The organism is Terrisporobacter petrolearius, from assembly GCF_020748185.1.
Lineage (GTDB): Bacteria > Bacillota > Clostridia > Peptostreptococcales > Peptostreptococcaceae > Terrisporobacter > Terrisporobacter petrolearius.
The window spans coordinates 207,635-233,544 of record NZ_JAHZMO010000001.1; the positions used below are offsets into that span (position 1 = coordinate 207,635).

General features: G+C 28.7%; 22 protein-coding genes. 21 read left to right on the forward strand and 1 reads right to left on the reverse strand.

The window, feature by feature from the left end:
• Position 1: 1 nt before the first annotated feature.
• From K0040_RS01000 to K0040_RS01060, 13 genes are all read left to right on the forward strand, one after another.
• Positions 2-1,321: a DVU_1553 family AMP-dependent CoA ligase gene (locus K0040_RS01000; RefSeq protein ID WP_228107114.1), complete on the forward strand. Its 1,320-nt coding sequence runs from the start codon at positions 2-4 to the stop codon at positions 1,319-1,321.
• Positions 1,322-1,333: 12 nt separating this feature from the next.
• Positions 1,334-1,912, forward strand: coding sequence for a histidine phosphatase family protein (locus tag K0040_RS01005; RefSeq protein WP_228107115.1), 579 nt, complete (start codon positions 1,334-1,336; stop codon positions 1,910-1,912).
• Between the two features lie 282 nt (positions 1,913-2,194).
• Positions 2,195-4,177: a sensor histidine kinase gene (locus K0040_RS01010; RefSeq protein WP_228107116.1), complete on the forward strand. Its 1,983-nt coding sequence runs from the start codon at positions 2,195-2,197 to the stop codon at positions 4,175-4,177.
• Between the two features lie 566 nt (positions 4,178-4,743).
• Complete coding sequence (locus K0040_RS01015; RefSeq protein WP_228107117.1) at positions 4,744-5,679, forward strand: iron-hydroxamate ABC transporter substrate-binding protein; 936 nt, start codon at positions 4,744-4,746, stop codon at positions 5,677-5,679.
• Positions 5,680-5,805: 126 nt separating this feature from the next.
• Entirely contained in the window at positions 5,806-6,816 is a 1,011-nt protein-coding gene (locus K0040_RS01020) for a FecCD family ABC transporter permease (protein ID WP_228107118.1), read from the forward strand.
• Positions 6,817-6,822: 6 nt separating this feature from the next.
• A complete protein-coding gene (locus tag K0040_RS01025) occupies positions 6,823-7,830 on the forward strand; it encodes a FecCD family ABC transporter permease (RefSeq protein ID WP_228107119.1) in 1,008 nt (335 codons plus the stop codon).
• Between the two features lie 15 nt (positions 7,831-7,845).
• Positions 7,846-8,631, forward strand: coding sequence for an ABC transporter ATP-binding protein (locus K0040_RS01030; protein ID WP_228107120.1), 786 nt, complete (start codon positions 7,846-7,848; stop codon positions 8,629-8,631).
• An 8-nt stretch (positions 8,632-8,639) separates the two neighbouring features.
• The gene (locus K0040_RS01035; protein WP_228107121.1) at positions 8,640-10,001 is read left to right on the forward strand and encodes an MATE family efflux transporter; all 1,362 of its coding nucleotides are present in this window, start codon (positions 8,640-8,642) and stop codon (positions 9,999-10,001) included.
• Positions 10,002-10,377: 376 nt separating this feature from the next.
• Entirely contained in the window at positions 10,378-11,304 is a 927-nt protein-coding gene (locus tag K0040_RS01040) for an ABC transporter permease (RefSeq protein ID WP_228107122.1), read from the forward strand.
• A gap of 19 nt (positions 11,305-11,323) precedes the next feature.
• Positions 11,324-12,334, forward strand: coding sequence for an ABC transporter permease (locus K0040_RS01045; RefSeq protein ID WP_228107123.1), 1,011 nt, complete (start codon positions 11,324-11,326; stop codon positions 12,332-12,334).
• 12 nt (positions 12,335-12,346) lie between these two features.
• Complete coding sequence (locus K0040_RS01050) at positions 12,347-13,357, forward strand: ABC transporter ATP-binding protein (RefSeq protein ID WP_228107124.1); 1,011 nt, start codon at positions 12,347-12,349, stop codon at positions 13,355-13,357.
• A gap of 3 nt (positions 13,358-13,360) precedes the next feature.
• Positions 13,361-14,338, forward strand: coding sequence for an ABC transporter ATP-binding protein (locus tag K0040_RS01055; RefSeq protein WP_228107125.1), 978 nt, complete (start codon positions 13,361-13,363; stop codon positions 14,336-14,338).
• Between the two features lie 52 nt (positions 14,339-14,390).
• Entirely contained in the window at positions 14,391-16,013 is a 1,623-nt protein-coding gene (locus K0040_RS01060; protein ID WP_228107126.1) for a peptide ABC transporter substrate-binding protein, read from the forward strand.
• 64 nt (positions 16,014-16,077) lie between these two features.
• On the opposite strand, the gene K0040_RS01065 is transcribed toward K0040_RS01060, so the two are convergent.
• On the reverse strand, positions 16,078-16,305 hold the full coding sequence (locus tag K0040_RS01065) for a hypothetical protein (RefSeq protein ID WP_228107127.1): 228 nt from the start codon (positions 16,303-16,305) through the stop codon (positions 16,078-16,080).
• 174 nt (positions 16,306-16,479) lie between these two features.
• Here K0040_RS01065 and K0040_RS01070 point away from each other — a divergent pair, with 174 nt between their 5' ends.
• From K0040_RS01070 to K0040_RS01105, 8 genes are all read left to right on the forward strand, one after another.
• Positions 16,480-17,403 (forward strand): exonuclease domain-containing protein, encoded by a 924-nt coding sequence (locus K0040_RS01070; protein ID WP_228107128.1) that lies wholly within the window; start codon positions 16,480-16,482, stop codon positions 17,401-17,403.
• A 79-nt stretch (positions 17,404-17,482) separates the two neighbouring features.
• Positions 17,483-18,748, forward strand: a complete 1,266-nt coding sequence (locus tag K0040_RS01075; protein WP_331476258.1) for a SulP family inorganic anion transporter — start codon at positions 17,483-17,485, stop codon at positions 18,746-18,748.
• 87 nt (positions 18,749-18,835) lie between these two features.
• Positions 18,836-20,182 (forward strand): MATE family efflux transporter, encoded by a 1,347-nt coding sequence (locus tag K0040_RS01080; RefSeq protein WP_228107129.1) that lies wholly within the window; start codon positions 18,836-18,838, stop codon positions 20,180-20,182.
• A gap of 66 nt (positions 20,183-20,248) precedes the next feature.
• The gene (locus K0040_RS01085; protein ID WP_228107130.1) at positions 20,249-21,070 is read left to right on the forward strand and encodes a MerR family transcriptional regulator; all 822 of its coding nucleotides are present in this window, start codon (positions 20,249-20,251) and stop codon (positions 21,068-21,070) included.
• A gap of 173 nt (positions 21,071-21,243) precedes the next feature.
• Positions 21,244-21,894, forward strand: a complete 651-nt coding sequence (locus K0040_RS01090) for a hypothetical protein (protein ID WP_228107131.1) — start codon at positions 21,244-21,246, stop codon at positions 21,892-21,894.
• Positions 21,895-22,083: 189 nt separating this feature from the next.
• The gene (gene cooS / locus K0040_RS01095) at positions 22,084-23,985 is read left to right on the forward strand and encodes an anaerobic carbon-monoxide dehydrogenase catalytic subunit (protein ID WP_228107132.1); all 1,902 of its coding nucleotides are present in this window, start codon (positions 22,084-22,086) and stop codon (positions 23,983-23,985) included.
• On the forward strand, positions 23,978-24,433 hold the full coding sequence (locus K0040_RS01100; RefSeq protein ID WP_228107133.1) for a 4Fe-4S dicluster domain-containing protein: 456 nt from the start codon (positions 23,978-23,980) through the stop codon (positions 24,431-24,433). The genes cooS and K0040_RS01100 overlap by 8 nt, the downstream gene beginning before the upstream one ends.
• Positions 24,423-25,721: an NAD(P)/FAD-dependent oxidoreductase gene (locus K0040_RS01105; protein ID WP_228107134.1), complete on the forward strand. Its 1,299-nt coding sequence runs from the start codon at positions 24,423-24,425 to the stop codon at positions 25,719-25,721. Before K0040_RS01100 ends, K0040_RS01105 begins: the two co-directional genes overlap by 11 nt.
• Positions 25,722-25,910: the final 189 nt, after the last annotated feature.

Consider the following 25,910-nt stretch of genomic DNA (forward strand, 5'->3'; position numbering starts at 1 on the left):
TATGAGATTAGATAATTGGATATGTGAAAAAATTAAAATAAAGAACAAATTAAGTAGAGAAGAACTAGAAAAATACCAATTAAATGCATTAAATAATTTAATTAAATATGTAAAAGAAAACTCACCTTTTTATAAAGAATTATATAAAAATTTAGATGAAATAAATTCTTTAGATGAGTTATACAAAATACCAATTATTAATAAAGATGATATTATTGAAAATGGAAATAAAATGGTTTGTGTTAATCAAAGTGAGATAAGTCGAATAGTTTCACTAGATACATCTGGAACAGTGGGTAAATGTAAAAGAATTTATTTCACTGAAGAAGATCAAAAACTTACAATTGATTTTTTTATGCAAGGACTTAGTTTTCTTGTTAAAAATGATGATGTAATGATGATTATGCTTCCTTTTGAAAGAGAAAATAGTGTGGGGGATCTAATAAAACAATCTTTAGAAATTATGAAGGTTAAACCTGTTATGAATGGGACTTTATCTTCTTTTAAGAAAACTACAGATATTATAATAAGTAATAAAGTAAACTCTATTGTAGGTATGCCAACTGAAATTTTAGCTTTAGGAAGATATATAAAAAAAGAAAATTTACCTATAAAAATTAAGAGTATTTTATTAAGTGCGGATATGGTAAATAAAACATTGATTGAAAAAATAAAGAATATATATAATTGTGAAGTCTTTAATCATTTTGGAATGACAGAAACTGGCCTTGGATGTGCAGTCGACTGTAATTATCATGAGGGAATGCATATTAGAGAAAATGATTTGATAGTAGAAATTGTAAATCCTGTCACAAAAGAAAAAGTAAAAGACGGAGTAAGCGGGGAAATATTAATTACTACTTTAACGAGAAAAGCAATGCCACTTATAAGGTATGCAACTGGAGATATATCTTCTTTCGCAGTAGGGAGCTGTAACTGTTCTAGTGTTTTAAAAAGGCTAGAACAATTAAGATATAGAATGGATGATAGGGCGCATATAGGTAGAAATTTGTATATAAATATTAATTCCATAGATAGTAAGTTATTTAATTTGAATAACCTTATAAATTATAAAGTAGGTGTGGAAAATATTCATAATTATTATGAACTAAAATTACAACTTGTTTTATTTCAAGAGGAAAAAATAATTTTATCTAATGACAATGAAAAATTGAAAATAAAGATTAAAAATTTGTTGTTAAAAAATCCAAGGATTAAGAAGTCCTATGAAATGGGAATCTTAAAAATGCATATAAATCTAATGTACACAGATGAATATATTAATTTATATAGAGGAAAGAGAAAAATTAACTCTATTTAAAAAGGATGAATTATGAACATTTATTTAGTAAGGCATGGAGAGCTATACTGGGAAGATAATATAAAAAAATGTATAGGAATTACAGATATTAATTTAAATGAAAAAGGTATTGAAAGAGCTGAATTAGTAGGTTTATATTTAAAGGATAAAAATATTAGCAAAATATATACGAGTAGTTTAAACAGATGTAAAAAATCTGCAGAGATTATATCGTCTATTCTAAATGTACCTTATCATGTAGATAATCAACTAGTAGAAATAAATATGGGTATATGGGAAAATAAATCCTTTGATTACATTAAAGTGAAATATCAAAAACAGTATGAAAATAGAGGGAAAAACCTATCAACTTTTAGAATTAAAGATGGGGAAACATTTGAAGAATGTTATGAAAGATCAAATAGTGTATTTAGGAAATTATGTGAAGAAAATTATAATAATAGTATTGCTATATTATGCCACAGTGGTGTTATAAAATCTATAATCTGTTCTATTGAAAAGATACCTTTAGATGAAATATTAAGTATTAAATTAGAATATGGACATATTATACATATTAATTACAATAAAAAACAGTATAAAATAGTATAAAAAGCCATGAAATATAGATAAAAAATCTATATTTCATGGTTTTTTACTTTTAATAATGAAAAATGCAAAGTTTTACATAGACTTTATAATAAAGATAAAGCACACTTTTATTATTTACATAATGAATTTGAAAATAATAAAAAATCCTAGCCAAACAATAGCTAGGATTTTTAAATTCTCATAAACGCTATATTTATTAATAAAAATTTGTTACTATATATTTGTGTAATATTATCAAAAATGGCAATATAAAAGAGAGATATATATAGGGGGATTAAATTTATGATTAACAATATCATAAGTGATAGGAGCTTAATAGAAAAAGAAAAGAAACTATTTGAAAAGATAATATTTTTCGTATTATTAGTTTGTTGTATTTATGTTTTCAATATATTTTCTAAAATGGGGGAAGAAAAATCTTATTTAGAATCTACTTTATTTTTTATAAGAAGTTTTAGTTCTATACTATCCGTATTGGCTTTTGGGAGTTGTTTAATTTCTTATAATAGATTAAAAAAAGATAGTATTTTTGTTATATCTTTAATGTATCTAGGATTATCTATAGGAATAGTATCTGGGCAAATAGATTTTCTTAGCTTTTATTATGAAGAGTATAACTTGTTTAGTTATATTACTGTATCTACTTCTATTCTTAGGATTATTTTGCTATTAATAGCTATAATTCCTAAAAGTAAAATTAAAACATTAATTGTTAATAATAAAAAAATATCAATTATATTTGTAGTGTTGTATACGATACTATTTAATTTAGTAGAAAAAAATCTTAGCTTTCTTCACTATCTTTATAGTACAGATTTTTTTATAATATATAATTATTTTCTAACATTAGTATACCTTATTTGTGCAATAAGACTACTTGCTATAGGTATTAAGGACAAAGAATATATATTTGTAGTATTAGCTTCTAGTATTTTTATGCTAGCTATCAAGGCAATTTATGCAGTATATGCAGTAGATACAACATCATTTTATGCGAAGTTAACATCGGTGTCTATTACGTACATAATATTTTTAATTATTATTGCTGGGTCTTTTATTGAATTATATTTGTACATAAATAGAACAAAAATACTTAATGAAAATTTAAGTCTTTTTTACAATTTAACTGATAACCATAAACATAGTTTTATGTTTATTTGCAGAGAAGATGGAGAAATAATATATGGGAATAAAAAGTTTAAAGACTATTACAAAATTAATTCACCTGAAGATGTAAAAAGAGTTAAGTTGTCATTTGCAATATTAGCTAATAAATTAGAGAATAAGGATGAAATTATAAAAAGCTTAAACACTAAAGGGGTATGGAGAGGAATAATTAAAAATCCAGATGAAAGTAGATCAGTAGATTGTTCATTACAAGTTATTGAAACATTAGATGCAAAAAAAGAGTTTGCCATAACTTATATGGATGTATCAAAATTAATACGTAAAGAATTAGAGTTAGAAAAATTAAAGGTATACAACAAAGAGAAGACCGAATTTATGTCTAATATATCTCATGAGCTTAGAACTCCAATAAATATTTTTTATTCAACAATTCAACTTCTTGATATTTCACTAGCAAAATCAGATAAAGATTTTAAGCAAATGTATAGAAGATATAGAAAAACATTACATGTAAATTGCAAGAGGATGTTAAGGTTAATTAATAATGTGGTTGATATTTCTAAAATAGAAACAGGAATATTAAAAGGAAAATTTGATTATTATAACATAATTGCCATAGTTGAGGATGTAACTTTATCTGTTGTAAATTATGCTCAATTAAAATCTATTAATATACAATTTGACACTAATGAAGAAGAATTTATAGCAAAATGTGATCCATCTATGATAGAGAGGGCCTTGTTAAATTTACTTTCAAATGCTATAAAATTCACTCCTGAAAATAAAAATATTTATGTTAATATATATGTCAATGATGACTTTGCAGAAATTAATATAAAAGATGAAGGTATTGGAATATCAAAGAGTGATAAGACTGCCATATTTGAAAGGTTCGTTCAGGCAGACAAATCATTGACTAGAGAGAATGAAGGTAGTGGTATAGGATTAAGCATAGTAAAATCTATAATTGATATTCATGATGGCTATATTAGTGTTGAAAGTAAAGTTGGTGAAGGTAGTACTTTCAAAATAATACTTCCTAATAGATGCGATGAGTGTATTGATTATAAAATTTACGATATAAGTAACTACAATACAGAATTAGAATTATCTGATATATATGAAATATTAGTATAAAAATCCCCTTTTTGGGGATTTTTATTGCCATAAACTTAAGAGTTATGATAATATTTAACGAATTTAAGTAAGAATACTATTAATATTATTTCAGGAGTGTATCAATATAATAAGTGGAATATTTTAAAAAATCCAAAATACACAATAGGCCAAATAAAAGAAATTAATTCACAAGTAATTTATTCAAATGACTAAACTTATTTAAATGCAAGAATACTATTTGGATGTGTAGATATTGGGCAGAGCCATTAGCTAAGAGATGTGTTGTAATTATGAATATGATATGGAAATTGTTCATACTGATTTAAAAATGGGAATTATGTATAAAATTTTCTACCAATTATTATTACCCGGAAAGATTAAAGTTCTTATTTAATAAAAGAGAAGATAAAAAGCGTTTAACTATATGAGAAAACTATAACTATATTTTTGATTTACAAAAATATAGTTATAATTTTCTTGACCGAAAAAAAAATGGATGATATAATTAAAATACAAAAATGATAATGATTATTATTTATAATAATTAATGATAATTAATACTATAACAACAAGGAGATATTGACGTGAAAAAAATAAAAGTATTAGCAGTGCTAGCATTAGTACTTACAACATTCGGATTAATAGGTTGTTCTTCAAATGAAGCAAAAAAGGAAGAGCAAGATACAAGGGTAGTTGAGACAGTAAAGGGAGAAGTAAAAATACCAGCTAAACCCAAAAAAATAGTAGATATATCAGGAAGTAGTGAAGAACTATCATTATTAGGACAAAATGTAGTAGGTACAGCAAACGTAGATTCTTATGATACAGAAAATGTACCTTCATATATGAAAGATTTATTAGGTGATGCAAAAGTAGTGGGACATTCAATGATGGAAACAGCTGATATAGAAGCAATACTTGCTTTAGAGCCAGATTTAATTATAATGGCACCAAGACAAGAAGAAATATATGATCAATTAAAAGAAATAGCACCTACAGTTATGCTAGAAGATAAATCAAATGATTGGGAAGCAAAATTAAAAGATGTGGCTAATTTATTTGGACAAGAAGACAAAGTAAAGTCTTGGCTAGATGCTTATTATAAAAAAGCTGAAAAATTAGGAAAAGAGATAAAATCAGCTAATGGTGAAGATACTACTTATTTAACAGTTTTAGCAAGTTCAGGTTCATTTATGGTATTTAGTGAAGGTGGAATAGGAACAGTGTTAAAAGAAGATATGAAATTACCTCAACCAACTAATATACCTAAGCAAGATAGTATAACTCTACCAACTGTTACAATGGAAGGATTATCAGAAATAGATGCAGATCACATAATAGTAATAGCAACTCAGTCAGATAAATCAGACCTAAAAGATAGTTCAGTTTGGTCAGAAATAAGAGCTGTAAAAGAAGGGAATGTAACTATATTAGATGCAAGTCCATATTTCTCTCAAGCTTACAATCCAATAGGAAGAGAATTAATCTTAGAGTCTGTTAAAGACGCTGTTATAAAATAATAAATCAAGTTGGTGGGGAGAAGATCTGATTTCCTCACCTTCTTTAATTTTATTCAATAATTATGACAAATTAAATGTATATCACTGGATGAAAAAGCTAAGAAAACCTTATAAGGAGGAGAGTAAGTGGGTAAGAATAAGAAGAAAAAAATAGCATTAATAATGATGACACTTGGAATTATAGTACTTATTGGTGGGATGGTAGTGTCAATATCACTGGGTGCAAAAAATATAGATATAGGAACAATAATAAGCAGTATTTTTTTTGACAAAAATGATATAAATACAAAAATAATTAGAGATGTAAGAATGCCAAGGGCTATAGCAGCCGCGTTAGTTGGTGGTTTTTTAGCTGTGTCTGGAGCTATTATGCAAGGTATTACAAGAAATCCTATAGCTGAACCATCTGTTATGGGAATTACTCAAGGAGCTACTTTTATGATAGCTGTAGCTTTAGTTTTACAAAGAATTTATCCTAACTTAGTTCTAAATAGTTTTATTAAAATGATATTTGCATTTTTAGGAGCTAGTATAAGTGGATTATTAGTTTATTTTATAAGTTCTAGAAGTATTAGAAAAGTTGACCCTGTAAAACTGGCGTTAGCGGGTACTGCAATGGGAACTTTGTTAATTTCACTGGCTATGGGAATTTCTATGTACTTTAACTTATCACAGGAATTAAGCTTTTGGATAGCTGGCGGACTTACATCAGCTAAGTGGCAAGGCGTAAAATTACTTTTAATAGTAGGGGGAATTGGATTTATTTCAGCTATGATAATGGCACCTAAGGTTACAATTTTAAGTTTAGGCGAAGAAGTTGCCATAGGATTAGGGCAAAAGACTAACTTAGTAAGATTTATATCTTTAATAATTGTAATAGGACTTACAGGAGCATCAGTTTCAGTAGCTGGAAATATAGTATTTGTAGGACTTATAGTACCTCAAATAATAAGAGGAATTATAGGAGCAGATTACAAATATATAATTCCATTTTCAATGTTGTTTGGATCAATTTTATTAGTATATAGTGATATATTAGCAAGAATGATTAACCCTCCATATGAAACACCAATTGGTTCTTTAACAGCACTTCTTGGAGTTCCAATATTTATTTACCTTGTTAGAAAGGAGAGTTAATAGTTTATGAAAAAGAACAAGAAATATTTATTAATCACAGGAATACTGTTAGTTTTAATAGGAATTACATTTTTAGTTAGCTTAAATATGGGATCTTTATCAATAGAACCATTTGAGGTAGTAAAAACTTTTTTAGGGCAAGGATCTAAGGCCCATGAGATTGCTATTTTTAAATTGAGGTTGCCTAGAATTGTAATTGCCATATTAGTAGGAATTGCTTTAGCTACTGCAGGTACAATTTTACAAGGTATTACTAAAAATGATTTAGCAGATTCAGGAATACTTGGTATAAATTCAGGGTCAGCCTTATTTGTTGTAGTGTATATTTATTTTATGAATGGAAACGTATATGAGGGTGTAAGCAACTTAACAATATTCACTATGCCAATAATAGCTTTAAGTGGAGCACTATTTGCTGCTTTTTTAATTTATATATTAGCATGGAATAAGGGAATAAGCTCTTCAAGATTATTATTAATAGGTATAGGAGTAAACATAGCATTCACATCATTACTTACAATTTTCCAACTTAAATTTACTACACAAGAATTTAATAGGGTAATGGCTTGGACTTCGGGAAGTATTTGGGGTTCTAACTGGAAATATGTAATGGCAATTTTACCGTTTATATTAATAATAATGACACTTACACTTTATAAAGCTAGATATTTAGATGCACTAAATCTAGGAGATGAAGTTGCTAAGGGGTTAGGAATAGAAGTGGAAAAAGAAAGAAGAAAATTAATAATTTATGCTGTTGTATTATCAGGTGTGTCCACATCTGTAGCAGGAAGTATAGGATTTTTAGGACTTGTTGCTCCACATATAGCAAGGAAGTTGGTAGGTCCAAAGCATAGTAAGTTAATTCCAATCTCCGCACTTATAGGTACGTTGATTTTATTAGTTGGAGATACCATATCAAGAAATATAATAGCACCTATGGAAATTCCGGTGGGAATAGTTGTAGCAATAATAGGTGTACCATACTTTATTTATTTAATGTTAGCAGAGTAGAAAGAGGGAAAAATTATGACAGCTATAAGAACTAATAATTTAAATATATCTTACGGAAACTTAGATATTGTTAAAGACTTGAATTTAGAAATCCCTAGTGGAAAAATAACAACTATAATAGGTGCCAATGGTTGTGGTAAATCCACAATTTTAAAAACTATCGCAAGAATATTAACACCTAAAAGTGGTGATATATTTATAAATGAAAAAAATATAAAAGAACAATCTTCAAAGGATTTAGCCAAAATAATGGCAGTGCTGCCTCAAAGTCCACAAGCACCAAAAGGGCTTACAGTGGAAGAGTTAATAGCATATGGAAGATTTCCACATCAAAAAGGGTTTGGAAGATTAAAAGAAGATGATGAAGATATAGTAACTTGGGCTCTAGAAGTTACAGGAATAAAGGAATTTAGAGATAGACCCATTGAAGCCTTATCTGGAGGTCAAAGACAAAGAGCTTGGATTGCAATGGCACTAGCTCAACAAACAGATATACTAGTGTTAGATGAGCCAACTACTTATTTAGATTTAGCTCATCAGCTAGAGGTATTAAATTTATTACAAGAACTAAATGAAAAACATAATACAACAATTGTTATGGTTATACATGAATTAAATAATGCAGCAAGGTTTGCTCATCATATGATAGGAATCAAAAAAGGAGAAATAGCTTGTGAGGGAAGTGCTCATGAAGTAATGACAAAGGAAAATCTTAAAGAGCTATTTAATATTGATGCAGAAATTGTGGAAGATCCTAGATCTAAAAAACCTGTTTGTATAACTTATGATATGGTAGGATAGGAGAAATAATGGAAAATCAAAGAGCATTAAGACATGAAAATATAAGTAAATTACTAATTAAGTATTCAGTGCCTGCCATCCTTGCTATGATGGTTACTTCATTATATAACACAGTTGATAGAGTATATATAGGCTCTATGGAAAATGTAGGTGCTTTAGCCATATCGGGACTAGGAATTACTATGCCGCTATTTACCATACTTGGAGCTTTTTGTGTAGCTATAGCTGTAGGAGGAAGCACCAATATATCAATAAAACTTGGAGAAGGAAATAAAGAAGAAGCAGAAAAAATAATGGGAAGTACAGTGGCTTTAGAATTTGTTGTAGGAATTATTATGGTGTTGGTAGGAATACTTTTCTTAGATAAGATTCTTTATGCTTTTGGAGCAAGTGATGATACTATAAAATATGCGAGAGATTATATGAGCGTAATTTTTGCAGGAGCTTGGTTTAACTTACCTGGGTTTGCGCTAAATAGTTGTATAAGAGGTGAGGGAAATCCCAAATTATCTGCTCGAATGATGATAACATCATGTGTTCTTAACTTAATACTAGACCCTATATTTATATTTGGGTTAGGTATGGGAATAAAAGGAGCGGCAATAAGTACAGTGGTTTGCCAGCTATTTATATTTATTTGGTCAATTTATTACTTTACTCTTGGTAAATCAAACTTAAAATTAAGACTAAAGAATATAAAATTAGATAAAAAATTAGTAAAAATAATATTAGTTATAGCGCTAACACCATTTCTTATGGAGTTAGCTGCTGGGTCTATACACTTAGTTACAAATAAAGTATTAAAAATATATGGAGGAGATTTATCTATAGGAGCTATGACAGCAGTTACATCAATTTCACTAATGTTTTTAATGCCTATATTTGGACTAAGCCAAGGTATGCAAACTATAATTGCTTATAATTATGGGGCAAAACAATTAGGTAGAGCTAAAAAAACTCTTTTATTTGGAATTTTATATGGTACAATAATTTCAACTATAGGATTTATTTTAATTAAATTATTCCCAGAAGTTTTTATTGGAATATTTACAAAAGATGAAAGTTTAATGAATATGGCAATTGAAGGTATAAATATACATTTAACTACGTTACCTATAGTTGGAATATCAGTTCTTGGTTCTGTTTATTTTCAATCAATAGGTAAAGCTAAAAAGTCTATGTTTTTAAGTTTACTTAGACAGGTGATTATATTAATACCAGTTATAATAATACTTCCAAAGATGTATGGATTAAAAGGAGTATGGGCATCTCAGCCAATATCAGATTTATTAGCTATGTTTATAATTGTATTATCATTATACAAAGAATTTAGAAGAGAGAAAATAAATTTATCTGAAATATGTAAATAGAAAAAGGCAAAGTTAATTATTTTAACTTTGCCTTTTTCTATTTACATATAATAAATTAAAACTTAATTGTTAAAGTTATTAAATTATGCATACAAATTAATTGTTAAAAGAATATTTATACAAAAAAATACAAGAAAGTATAAGATATATTATTTTTTATTAGAAAAAAACAGCGAAAATTATATCAATAAAAAGAATTATGTAAATTTTCTGATTAATTTATCCGAAAATGTATATTACCAAATATTGACTTTGATTTAGGCCTAAATTAATATTTAAGTAAATAAAAAACATCGATAATATGAAAAAATAAACAAATGTAAAAAAATTACTATTAATGTATAAATTAAAATTTAGATAAGAAGGGGGAAAAAAGATGGACACAGCAAAGTTTGTTTTTAAGCGTATTTTAATGGCTATTTTTACTATTTTTGTTGCAGCTACTATTACATTCTTTTTAATGAAATTAGTACCTGGAAGTCCATTTGCTTCTGAAAAAGCAAATGAAATAGCCCAACAAGCATTAAATGAGAAGTATGGTTTGGATAAACCTGTATATGAGCAATACAAGATATATCTTCAACAATTATTACATGGAGATTTGGGGGTAAGTTATAAACTTCAAAGAAATGTACCAGTCATGACAATAATCAAGCAATCATTTCCTATATCAGCAAAAATTGGTGCGATGGCAATTATTTTCGCAATATTATTTGGAATTCCGTTAGGATGCTTATCCGCGTTGAAAAGAGAAAAATGGCAGGATAGTGTAATTCGTGTAATATCAACTTTAGGTATTGCGGTACCATCTTTCGTAATTGCAACAGCGTCAATGTTGCTGTTTGCAATTCAATTAAAAATATTACCTACATATGGATTAAGTGGTCCGTCTAGTTATATATTACCTGTATTCACCTTGGGATTTTACCCTATGTGTTATATAACAAGATTAATGCGTTCAAGTATGTTAGATGCTTTGGGTCAAGATTATATTAGGACAGCGAGAGCAAAGGGAATGTCTGAATTTGTAGTTACATTTAAACATGCTCTTAAAAACTCATTAATACCAGTTATAACTTATTTAGGTCCTTTAGTTGCATTTACTCTTGTAGGAGGATTTGTTGTAGAAAAAGTATTCAACATTCCAGGACTTGGTAGATACTTCATTAAAGCAATAGATGCAAGGGACTATAACATTATAATGGGTACAACTGTATTTTTGGCTACATTTGTAATATTAATGAACTTACTTTGTGACGTTTTATACAAATTAGTAGACCCTAGAATTAAGTTAGATGATTAGGTAAGGGGGGATAAATATTATGATTCTAGAAAAAAGTAATAAATTTAGCACAAATCTAAAATTATCTCCAGAGGATTTTATGCCAGTTTCTAAACAAGAACAAGAAAACCTAATTACTATGGGAGAAAATACTAGTTACTGGAAAGATGCATGGAGAAGATTAAAAAGTAATAAAATAGCAATGATTTCTTTAATAGTAATATTATTATTTATTGCATTTGCGTTTATAGGGCCTTATTTAAGCCCTTATACATACGATCAGCAAATAAGAGGAGATGAAAATTTAAGACCTTGCGCTGAACATTTGTTTGGGACAGATAAGCTTGGAAGAGATTTATTAGTAAGAACTATGGTAGGAGCTAGAATATCACTATTAATTGGAATAGGTTCAGCCCTTATAGTATTAGTTATAGGTTCTATATATGGCTCTATTTCTGGTCTTGTTGGTGGAAAAGTAGATATGGTAATGATGAGAATTGTTGAGATAATCTACTCATTACCAGATATGCTAGTTATTATCTTGCTAAGAATAGTGTTACAAGATCCTTTAACAAAAGCCTTTGACTCGGGTCATTCTGTTGGTGTGTTGCAAACGCTAGGACCAGGTATTTTAGCCATGTTTATAGTTTATGGTTTGCTTTATTGGGTTGGTATGGCAAGAATAGTTCGTGGTCAAGTTTTGCAACTTAAGGAAATGGAATATGTTAGTGCAGCAAGAGCCCTTGGTGCCAACAATAAAAGATTAATATTTAAACATCTGCTTCCAAACTGTGTAGGTCAATTAGTTGTAACTACAATGTTACAAATACCTTCTGCAATATTTACAGAGGCTTTCTTAAGTTTCTTAGGGATAGGTGTAAGTAAGCCACTTGCATCACTAGGTTCATTAGCTTCAGATGCACTTGATGGAATAGCATCTTATCCATATAGATTAATGTTTCCAGCTGTAGCTATAAGTATTATAATCCTTGCATTTAACTTATTTGGTGATGGTCTAAGAGATGCCCTTGACCCAAGATTAAAGAAATAGGGGGACGATTATATGGAAAATACAATTACAAAACAAGATGTATTATTGAAAGTTAATGATTTGGGAGTATCTTTTTTTACTCATGCGGGAGAAGTAAAAGCAGTTCGTAAAATATCTTACGATTTAAAATATGGTGAAGCTATGGGAATAGTAGGAGAGTCTGGAAGTGGAAAATCAGTGGCATCCTATGCACTTATGGGAATTATTCCAGACCCAGGAAAGATTATTGGTGGAAATATTGATTTTCAAAACAAAGAAGTAACAACTTTACCAGAATCTGAAATGTTGAGGTTGAGAGGCAAAGAAGTGGGAATGATATTTCAAGACCCTATGACATCTTTAAATCCAATATTTACAGTAGGCAGTCAAATAGATGAAAGTTTAAAAAAACATACGGATTTAGACAAAGAAGGAAGAAGAAAGAGAATAATTGAATTGTTTGAACTTGTCGGTATAAATCAACCAGAAAAAAGATTAAAACAATATCCATATGAATTTTCTGGCGGAATGAGACAACGTGCCATGATAGCTATGGCTCTTGCTTGTAATCCAAAGCTTCTAATAGCAGATGAGCCTACAACTGCGCTAGATGTTACAATTCAAGCACAAATAATAGAATTATTAAAAGAATTAAAAGAAAAAATCAATATGTCCATTATATTTATCACTCATGATTTGGGAGTTATATCAGAAATATGTGACAAAGTTGCTGTAATGTATGCAGGTAATATTATTGAAAGAGGATGTATAGATGATATTTTTTATAATCCAAAACATCCATACACTCATGGTTTATTAAAATCTATACCTAAAATAAATAATGACACTCATGAAAGATTGATACCTATAGAAGGTAATCCTGTAGATTTAATTCATCCACCCAAAGGATGTTCTTTTGCCCCAAGATGTGAGCATTGTATGAAAATATGCATGGAAAATGTGCCTCCTGTCTACAAAGTTGACGAAAATCATGAAGTTAGCTGTTGGTTATTGGTTAAAGAAGAAATGGAAAAGGAGGAGTAAATCATGGAAAATGCAAATTTAAACTTAGTTGAAGTGAAAGGGTTAAAAAAATACTTTCCAGTAAAAGAAGGATTTCTTAAATCAAATTTTATAAAAGCTGTAGATGATGTAACTCTTCATATAAAAAAGGGTGAAACCTTAGGGTTAGTAGGAGAAAGTGGATGTGGCAAAACTACTTTAGGTAGAGCTATACTTAGGCTTCACGAACCAACAGAGGGAAAAATTATTTATGACGGTAAAGACATTACTAATGTGAATATGCATTCTTACAGACGAAGAATGCAAATAATTTTTCAAGATCCATATGCTTCTCTAGACCCAAGAATGACAGTTGGAGATATAATTGGAGAACCATTAGACATTCATAAATTATATAACAATAAACAAGAAAGACAAGATAAAATTTATGAACTGCTAAAAACAGTTGGATTAAATAAAGAGCATGCAAATAGATTTCCACATGAGTTTTCTGGTGGGCAAAGACAAAGAATAGGTATAGCTAGAGCCTTGGCTGTGGAACCAGAATTTATAGTTTGTGATGAACCCATATCAGCACTAGATGTGTCAATACAAGCACAAATAGTAAATATGCTTGAAGATTTACAAAGGGAAAGAGGATTTACTTATTTATTTATAGCCCATGATTTATCTGTAGTAAAACATATAAGCAATAGAATTGGAGTTATGTATTTAGGACATTTGGTAGAACTTACATCTAGCAGTGAATTATACAATAAACCTATGCATCCTTACACAAAAACATTATTATCAGCTATTCCAATAGCAGACCCTAAATCTAGTAGAGAAAGAAAACGTATAGTACTACAAGGTGATATACCAAGTCCTCTAAATCCACCAAGTGGATGTACTTTTAGAACAAGATGTCCATATGTAACTGAAGAGTGTAAAAATTCAGCACCATTATTGAAAGAATACGAAAAAGGACATTTTGTAGCATGTCATAATATAGAAAAAATATAAGATATATATTACAGAGGGTATATATATAAATTATTAAAAAAGGGGGAGCAGTATGAAATTTAAGAAAAAAATAGCAGTCTTATTAGCATCAGCTTTAGCAATGTCTACAGCTTTGGCTGGATGTAGTAACTCGGGTAGTGGAGGATCGTCAAAAGGAGTGGAACTTAATGTTAACGTAGGTCCAGAACCAACAACAATAGACCCAGCAAAAAACAGTGCAGTTGATGGCGCTACGCTAATAAATCATGCTTTTGAAGGGTTAATGAAACTAGATGAGGACAATAAAATAGTAGAAGCTCAAGCAGCAAAATATGAAGTTAACAAAGACGAAACTGTTTATACTTTTACACTTCGTGAAGGTATAAAATGGTCTGATGGAAAACCAGTAAAAGCAGAGGATTTTGTATATGCATGGCAAAGATTAGTAGACCCAAAAACTGGTGCAGATTATAACTACATGATAAGTATGGTTAAAAATGCTAATGAAATAATGGCTGGAAAGAAAAAGCCAAAAGAATTAGGAATAAAAGCATTAGACGAAAAGACTGTAGAAGTAACATTAACAAATCCTACACCATATTTCTTAGAAGTATGTGCGTTTCCAGCTACATTCCCAGTGAGAAAAGATATAGTAGAAGCTAATACAGATACTTGGTCAACAGATCCAAAAACTTATATAGGAAATGGACCTTATGTATTAAAATCATGGGAACATCAATCTAAGATGACATATGTAAAAAATGAAAATTACTATGATTTGAAAAAATTAGGACCAGATACAATTAATTTTGTACTCATGGAAGATAAAAATACTATGTTATCAGCATACAAAAATAATGAAATATTATTTGCTGATGACTTACCAAGTGAAGAAATAGAAGCAATGAAAGATAAGGGTTTAGTAATAGAAAAACAATTAGGAACTTACTTCTTATCTATAAATGTTAAAAAAGAAGGATTGGATAATGTAAAAGTAAGAGAAGCTTTATCTTTAGCATTAGATAGAGATTATATAGTTGAAAAAGTAGCTAAAGGTGGTCAAATACCTGCAGATTCATTTGTGGCTACTGGATTAACTGATGCAGATGGAAAAACTGAGTTCCATGAAAATGCTAAAAAATGGTATGATGCAAAAGATTATAAAGGTAATGTTGAAAAAGCAAAAAAACTTCTTAAAGAGGCTGGATATGAAAATGGTAAAGGTCTTCCAAGTATAGAGCTTATGTGTAATCCAGGACATGAGCCAATAATGGAAGCAGTTCAAAATATGTGGAAAGAAAATCTTGGAATAAATGTTACTATATCATCTCAAGACTGGAACGTATTCTTGGAAACAAGAAAAGAAGGAGACTTCCAAGTTGCTCGTGATGGTTGGTTAGGTGACTACAATGATCCTGTATCTTTTATAGATATGTGGGTAACTGATGGCGGAAATAATAACGCTCAATGGTCTAATAAAGAATATGACAAATTAGTATCTGAAATAAAATCTACAACTGATGCAAAAGAAAGATATGCAAAAATGCATGAAGCAGAAGATATATTGGCAAAAGATATGCCAATAGTACCAATATACTTCTATACTGATTTATACTTAATATCAGATAAATTAGAAGGTATGTATACTTCACCACTTGGATACAAATACTTTATGTATTGTACAGTAACTGAATAGTAATTTAATAAATAGTAAAAAATATCACTCACTATGCCAAATAAGGCTTAGTGAGTGTTTTTTATTATAGAATACTAAATGTATATCTAATTTTTCGTGGTAAATCTAATATGTATTCTACAGATCCATCTGAAAAAGTGTTTTTTTCATAATTTGGCATACTTCCACCAATCCATTCAGCAATAGTATTTTCGATATTATCAGTTTCAATTTCTTTGAAAAATTTATCATCAAAAATATATACGCCAGCACAAGGGTTATAGATTTCTCTGGATACTTCATATTCCTTCATAAGCTTGCCTCCTTTATTGAAATACAAATTTTTACAATTTAATCTATTCGATAAAATATATAAGTTTCCTTTAATAATTAGAAATTATAATATTATATTGAAAACATATTATTTATTAATTAAAACTCTATGATATAATGAGTACCATTAAAATATAAATTTGTGGAGGATTATATGAACTTTGTAGCTATAGACTTTGAGACATCAAATGAAAAAAGAGCATCTGCATGTTCTTTAGGTATTACTGTTGTAAAAAATAATAAAATAATAGAGGAAAAATATTGGTTAATTAAGCCAAAACCACTTAGATTTGAACCAAGAAATATAATTATACACGGAATTAGAGAAGAAGATGTAATTGATGAAAAAGAATTTGATGAATTATGGCCAGAGATAAAAACATATTTAGAAGATAATTTGGTAATAGCACATAATGCATCCTTTGATTTTTCAGTACTTAGAAATACACTAGATATTTATAATTTAGAATATCCAAATTTAGATTATGCATGTACTTTAGTAGCTTCAAAATTATTTTATAGTTATTTAAATAATCATAAGCTGAATACGGTAAATAGACATTTAGGTTATAAGTTTAATCATCATCATGCTAGTGCGGATGCTACTGCTGCTGCCAATATTTTGATAAATATTTCTAAAGAATTGAATTTAAACAATATAGATGATGTAGCTAATATTGTAGGATTCAAGTTAGGCAGTATAGGTGATAATACTTATGCACCATGCAAGAAAATAAGAAAAGGTGTTGTTTCAAATAGATGTGAAGATAATGAGTATGACAATAATATATTTTCATCAAAAACTGATTACTTTAAAAATAAAATAGTAGTATTCACAGGAGAACTAAACTTTATGAGTAGAGCTGAAGTAACAAAAGTTATAAATGATTTAGGTGGCATAACAAGGAACTCTGTTACTAAAAAAACTAATATTTTAATTACTAATGTTAGAAATATTGAAGATTTAAGCCAAAACCAAATGAGTAATAAGTTAAGAACAGCAGTTAATTATATAAATCAAGGACAAGATTTAATAATAATAAATGAAGCAAAATTAGAAAAAATATTAAATATATAAAAATATATTTCTTTGACTTTATTACTTTCCGGGAGTATGATACAAAAGGACGAAGTTTTAAAGGAGGTAATATAATAGAATGTCGCCAAAGTTAATCACAATGTTTAGAAATAATGAAATAAGTGGTGAACTAATGAAAAATGATATAATAGCTGGTTTTATAGTAGCAATAATAGCACTTCCGCTATCTATAGCTTTAGCTATATCATCAGGAGTATCACCAGAGAAAGGCCTTATTACAGCTATATTTGCTGGATTTATGATATCTTTTTTAGGTGGTAGTAAGGTGCAAATAGGGGGACCTACAGGTGCATTTGTAGTAATTGTTTATGGGATTGTAAAAATCCATGGAATTGATGGTCTTATTATTGCAACCATAATGTCTGGAATAATACTAGTTATTATGGGTATGCTGAAAATGGGAAACCTTATAAAATATGTTCCACAAACGGTCACGGTTGGATTTACTAGTGGAATTGCAGTTACTTTGCTAATTACACAAATTAAAGATTTATTAGGGTTAAATATAAAAGATGTTCCAGCTGAAGCATTACATAAAATTGTAGCCTATATGGAAAATTTAAATAGTTTTCATGTAATTACTTTTTTAATAGGTTTAGCATGTATTTTGATAATGGTATATTGGCCCAAAGTAAATAAAAGTGTGCCAGCATCAATAATAGCCTTAGTATTTGCAACGCTAGTTGTAAAAATATTTAGTTTAAATGTTGATACAATTGGAAGTTTATATTCCAACATATCCTCAACTATACCAATGCCAAGCATTCCAAAAATTAATATGAATAAAATAATTCAATTAATTCAGCCAGCCATAACCATAGCAGTTTTGGCATCCATAGAATCACTCTTATCTTGTGTTGTTTCAGATAAAATGATCGATGATAATCACGACTCAAATAGTGAACTTGTAGCACAAGGTTTTGGAAATATTGCTTCGGCTATATTTGGAGGAATACCTGCAACAGGTGCAATAGCAAGAACAGCTGCAAATGTAAAAAACGGAGGAAGAAGTCCTATATCTGGAATAATCCATGCCATTACACTTCTTTTAATAATGATATTATTAATGCCATTAGCAAAAATGATTCCTATGACAGTTTTATCTGCAATACTAATAATAGTTTCTTATAATATGGGTGAGTGGAAAGAAATGAAAGAAATGATGAATCTACCAAAAATAGATATACTCGTTCTTTTATCCACATTTATTTTAACGATAGTATTTGATTTGGTTATTGCCATAATAGTTGGTATGAGTATACATTTAATCTCTGTTTTATTTATGGATAAAAGTGATGATAAAGTTACTAAAGAAGTTGCTTAATACACAAATATTTTTTGAAACATGTATTGACTCTATACTTAGTATAGACTTTATAATATACCTTAGTATTTTAATAGGAGGTATATTATGGTTACAGAATTTTTAAGTTATGCAATACCATCTGCTTTGGCAAACTTTATTTCATCTTTATACACAGTCGTAGACGGAATATTTGTAGGTCAAGGTGTTGGAGATACGGCTTTAGCTGCCGTAAATATAGTACTTCCTTTTACTGTTGTATTATTTGGAATAGCAAGTATGCTAGCAGTAGGTGGAGGAGCATTAGTATCAAAAAATGTTGGTGCTAATAATATAGATAAAGCATTAAATATATTTAGACAAGTAATGAAATTATTATTAATAATATGTATAGTTACAACTATAACTTGTGTGGCATTTCCAGAACAAATAGTTAGGATGCTTGGAGCAACAGATAATTTGGAGCCTATGGCAACAGAATACTTAAGATATTATGCAATTTTCTGCACGCCAAACTTAGTAGGTATAGTATTAAATTCATTTGTTAGAAATGATAATAGACCAAAACTTGCCATGGTTTCAACTATAGCAGGTGCCATTACAAATGTAATTCTTGATTATGTATTTATATTCCCACTTGCCATGGGTATAAAAGGAGCTGCAATAGCTACTGGACTTGGCCAAATAGTGACAGTGTCAATGTTATTACCACATTTCTTAAGAAAAAGAGGCGTATTAAGCTTTGGGAATGCATCATTAAACAAAGATACTTTAAAAGAAGTATTAAACGTTGGATTTCCATCATTCTTTGGACAATTAAGTTTCTCAATAATAGTATTCTTACACAATATAGCATTCTCAAATTACATGGGAGAAATAGGAATATCAACATATAGTATAATAAACTATATAACAACAAATATATATATGGTATTATTAGGATTAACATTCGGAGCACAGCCGCTTATAAGTTATAATTTTGGTAGAAAAGATAAACATAAAATGTTGAAATTCTATAAAATTAATGTAATATCATCTTTAGTAGTAAGTATAAGTGCAGCTGCAATTTGTTATATATTTGGAACTAGTGTAGTTGGTATATTTACAACAGATCCTAAAATAGCTGAACTTGCTTATAATGGTATAAAAATAGCATGTCTTGCTTATATAGTAGGTAGTGTAAATCTAGATACATTAGTTTATTACCAAGCAGTTGAAATACCTTTATTCTCGAATTTATTCTGCGTATTTAGAGCAATGGTATTTTTACCAATATGTTTATATGTATTACCTAAGATATTTGGGTTAAATGGAATTTGGGCAAGTGTCTTAATATCAGAATCACTAACATTTATAGTTATGTATATAATTGCTAATGTAAAAAAATATACAGATATTGTTTTAAATAAAGAAAAAAAAGCAGTGGAATCACTTGAAGAAGCTACTATAATATAGATATAATAAGGACATTAATATTTAAATTAATGTCCTTTTTATATACATAATTTTGGAGGTGATAAATTGGGAAAGTATTTGTCTATTGGTCAAATGGGAAAATTAAATAACTTATCAGTACAAACTTTAAGGCATTATGAAAAGGTTGGATTGTTAAAACCTTCTTATATAAATGAAGATACAGGTTATAGGTATTATTCTATGAAAGATTTTAATACTATAGATTTAATAAAACAGTGCAAGGCCATGGGACTATCTTTAGAAGAAATAAAAGAGGTTGCAAATAACTATACATCATTGGAATCCATAGTTGATATACTAGGAAACCAAAAAAAAATAGTAACAGAAAAAATGAAAGAATTAGAGAATATAAAAAATAAAGTGGAGTCATTAGAAGCTAAAATAAAAATATCTTTAAATATAGGTATAAATGATATTTTTATAAAATACAATGAGGAAAGAAAATTTATTCAGTATAATTTTACAGATCGCTTTTCTGATGAGTTTGAAATTAACTTAAGGAAAATTCTTTTGGAAGTAGAACGAGATTATGAGAATGTTAATGCGGAAATAGCTTTCACCGTATCGTATGAAGATGTGAAAAGAGAAGGACGAGCAGAGTGTAAAAATGTAATGATTAATTTGGGGCAAAATGTGTCTTATAAAGACGATAAAATAATTTCAATGGAGAAAGGAAATTATTTAACTATGTATTTTGATGATACTTACAGAGATTCAGGTAAATATTATGACGTGATAATGAAATACATAGAAAATAATAATATAAAAACTATTGGAGACTTTAATGAAATATATATAATGACTAGAGTAGGAAATGATGGGAAAGAAAAATCACTTGGACAAATAGAAATTTTAATAGAAGATTAGTTAAAATAAAAATAAGCTATCAAAAAAATTCATGATAGCTTATTATAGCTTATTTTTAAATTTCGCATTAATTAATTATGTAATTTGCTGGTAATGTATATAATCTTTATAAGCATATATTTATATAATACAACTTATAAATTAAGTGGGGATTTATGTAAGGAGGTATTTTATTGAAAAATAGAAGAAAGTATTTATTCATAGGAATAATATTTTTTGTTATTACAAGTTTATTTTTTATAGGTAGGGTTGAATGGAAAAGTATAAATAATAATAGCCCTAAGGTAGATATGAATGTAAATACAAATTTTAATTTACCACAAAACCAAATAGAATATATACAGTCACTAGTAGGGTTGGAATCAAAAGATATGAAAATATTGGACAATCCATTGAGAATAGAGGGAAGTTTTTATATACCAGAAGATACAATATTAAGTTTTGTTAGTCACTATTTAAAAAATACAAACAATAAAGATATTGAAAATATAAAAATTACGATTAATGAAAATGGATTAACTATAGGAGGTCAATATAAGCTTCTTGCTTACTTAAAAACTCCAATAGATATAGACATATTACCTACCTTAACTGAAGATAATGATTTGAAACTTAATTTAAAAGATATTAGGGTATTAAATTTAAGTTTAAACAACGATATTGTTGATGCTATAGCTGATAGCTGGTTTTCAAACTTAGATAATATTACTGTGGATAAGGGTGATATAATAATAGAAAAAACTTTTTTCAAAAACACCTACATAAAATCAATATCTGTTGAAAAAGATTTTTTAGTAGTAAATTTAAGCACAAGTCTAAAATAAAATTGATAGATTAATTTCTATCTTTTTTTTTTTGAAAAATACAAAAATATGTTTAGGAAAAAGTTTCCAAGGTATGTATAGTAATAGGAAGAAAAAATTGTTAGTTAATAAACTATCACAATAACTAAGCTAATCAAAAATCATTTCTTAGAATGTAAAAATCAAAAATTATTTTTAGGGGGAGTTAAAATGGATTGTAATAGTTGTAAAATGTGTAAAAGTGCAGATGAAAGATTGGAAAGTTTTGTAGCAAGTAGGGAGTTTGATACAGCATTTCATAGAACAGAAACTCAAAAACAAAAATGTGGATTTGGTTTACAAGGAGTTTGTTGTAGACTCTGTTCAAATGGACCGTGTAGAATAACACCTAAATCACCAAAGGGTATCTGTGGAGCTGATGCAGATACAATAGTTGGTAGAAACTTTTTAAGAGCAGTTGCTTCAGGATCAGCATGTTATATTCATGTAGTAGAAAATACAGCTTTAAATCTAAAACATGTGGGAGAAACAAAGGGGATAATCAAAAGTGAAAAAGCATTAAATCATTTAGCTGAAAAATTGGGAATAGAAGCAAATGATAAATATGAAAAATGTATTAAAGTTGCCGATGCAGTTTTAAATGATTTATACAAACCTAGATTTACAAAAATGGAACTTGTTGAAAAAATAGGATATGGACCAAGAGTTGAAAAATGGAAAGAGTTAGGTATTATGCCTGGTGGAGCTAAGTCAGAAGTATTTGACGGAGTAGTAAAATCATCAACTAATTTAAATTCAGATCCAGTAGACATGTTAATGAGTTGTTTGAGTCTTGGAATTTCAACAGGTCTTTATGGATTAACACTTACAAACCTTATTAATGACATAATGCTAGGTGACCCAGTTATAAGAATGGCACCAGTTGGATTTAGGGTAATAGACGAAGATTATATAAATATAATGATTACAGGTCACCAACATTCAACATTTACATCATTCCAAGAAAAATTAAAAGAGGCGGAAGTTGTTAAACTTGCAAAATCTGTGGGAGCAAAAGGATTTAGACTTGTAGGATGTACATGTGTAGGTCAAGATTTACAACTTAGAGGGGAACACTATCAAGAAATATTTGCAGGTCATGCTGGAAACAACTTTACAAGTGAAGCTGTATTATCAACAGGGGCAATAGATATGGTAGTTTCAGAATTTAACTGCACAATACCAGGGCTTGAACCTATAGCGGATAAATTAAAAGTTAAAATGATATGCCTCGATGATGTGGCTAAAAAGAAAAATGCAGAATATATTTACTTGGATAGAAATAAGTACGATGAAATAGATAGAAAATTGATAAATGAAGCATTAGAGTCTTATAAAAATAGAAGAAGCGAAGTTAAAATAGATATACCAAAAGATCATGGATTTGAGCAATCTTTAACTGGTGTTAGTGAAAAGAACTTAAAAGAATTTTTAGGTGATTCATGGAAACCATTAGTAGATTTAATAGCTAATGGAACGATTAAAGGTGTGGCAGCAATTGTTGGATGTTCAAATATGACTGCTGGTGGTCATGATATCAATACAGTTGAGTTAACTAAAGAATTAATTAAGAGAGATATTATAGTATTGTCAGCAGGATGTTCAACAGGAGGACTTGAAAACGTAGGATTAATGTCACCAGGAGCAGAAGAATTGGCAGGAGAAAATTTAAAAGCTGTATGCAAACAACTTAATATACCGCCAGTATTAAACTTTGGGCCATGTTTAGCAATAGGTAGACTTGAAATAGTTGCAACAGAGCTTGCTGCATACTTAGGAATAGATTTACCACAGTTACCACTTGTACTTTCAGCACCACAATGGTTAGAAGAACAAGCACTTGCAGATGGAGCATTTGGCCTAGCATTAGGTCTTCCTCTACATTTAGCCCTTCCTCCATTTATAACAGGAAGTAAATTAGTGACAGAAGTTTTAACAGAGGGGTTAAAAGATATAACAGGAGGTCACGTAATAGTTAATCCAGACCCTAAATCAACTGCAGATCAGTTAGAAGAAATAATAATAGATAGAAGAGTAAAACTTGGGTTAAAGGATGTGGAATCTTATGCATAGAATTTTAATTGATAAAGACTTATGTAAAGGTTGTAAAAGTTGTGTTCTAGCTTGTATGTTAAGAAATAGTAATGCTGAAGACATATACACATTAGATTTAGATAGTATAGATACTGAAAGTAAAAATCATATAGAAATGGACAGAAATAATCAACCAGTACCTATATTTTGTAGACATTGTGATGAGCCGGAGTGTGTAATGACTTGCATGAGTGGGGCTATGAGTAAAGACGAAGAGAGCGGAATAGTTTCATATGATGAGAATAAATGTGGGTCTTGTTATATGTGTGTAATGTCATGTCCTTATGGTTTATTAAAAGTAGACGATAGAAGTAAACAAAAAATATTAAAATGTGATTTATGTAAAAATGAAGAAATTCCTAAGTGTGTAGCTATGTGTCCTACAGGAGCAATAAAGCTACAAAAGGAGGATGCTTATGCTAGATAAATTATTTAATAAATTGTCATCTAATAAAGAAAAAAATTATATTGAAATAAAAAGTACTCCAAATAATTATGTAATTATAGGAGCAAGTGCAGCAGGAATAAATGCAGCAAAAACTTTAAGACAACTAGATCAAAAGTCAAGCATTACACTCATATCAAAAGATGAAAAAATATATTCTCGTTGTATGTTACATCATGTGATATCAGGACATAGAAGTGTGGAAAGTATTAATTTTGTAGATATGAATTTTATGGAAAAAAATAATATAAAGTGGATAAAAAATACTGAAGCAAAAAGTATTGACACTAAAAATAAAATAGTAAATTTAGAGCTTGAAAATATAAGTTATGATAAATTATTAATAGCAACGGGAGCAAAATCTTTTGTGCCACCAATAAAAAATGCAAAAGAAGGAAATAACATATATTCCCTTAGAGATTTTGAAGATGTAATTTATATAAAAGAAAAAATCAAGGATAGTAAAAAAGTTGCAATAATAGGTGCAGGTCTTATAGGTATAGATATATTGACATCACTTTTAGATAAGGGAAATTTAGACGTATCTTTAATTTATCCAAATGAGTATATATTAGATTTACAACTTGATAAATATTCAGCTAAAGTATATGAAAGTAAATTTATAGACCTTGGTGCAAAATTATATTCTTCTTCACCAGTAAATCAAATTCTATTAGATGAAAATAAGAATGTTAAAGGTGTTGAATTGGGAGATAATAGTATAGTTGAATGCGATTTATTAATAATTGCTACTGGTGTTAGACCTAATACAGAAATTGTTGCTAATACTAATATAGAAGACAACAGAGGAATAGTTATAAATGACAAATGTGAAACTACAGTAAAAGATGTATATGCGGCAGGAGATGTGGTTGGCAAAAATGCTATTTGGCCACTAGCTGTAAAGCAAGGAATTGTAGCAGCTTACAATATGGCTGGAGTTGAAAAAATTATAGACGATGAATTTACCTTTAAAAATAGTATGAACTTTGTAGGGATACCAACAGTTTCTTTAGGAATAGTTATACCACCAAATGACACTTACGACGTAATTACTAGATGTGATAAGGATGGATATAAAAAGTTTGTTATAAAAGATAATGTAATAACAGGATTTGTTGCCCAAGGAGACATTTCATATACTGGACCTATTACTTATCTAATAAAACATAAGGTTGAAATACCTAACTTAAGAGAGAGGGTATTTGATATTGGATATGCAGACTTCTATTCTCTGAAGGAAAATGGAGAGTTTGAGTATAATATTTAAAAAATTTTATATAAACTTTAAATAAATTTCTTATTATCTTTTTAAGAATTGTAAAATGCCAGAAAGTCTTATTTTTTAGGTACTTCTGGCATTTTTACTATTGTTAAGTACTACACATATATTCAAGATAATTATTAAAAAAAGTTCATATAAGTTACAATAAATTGTTTAAGTTAATCATGTATTTTG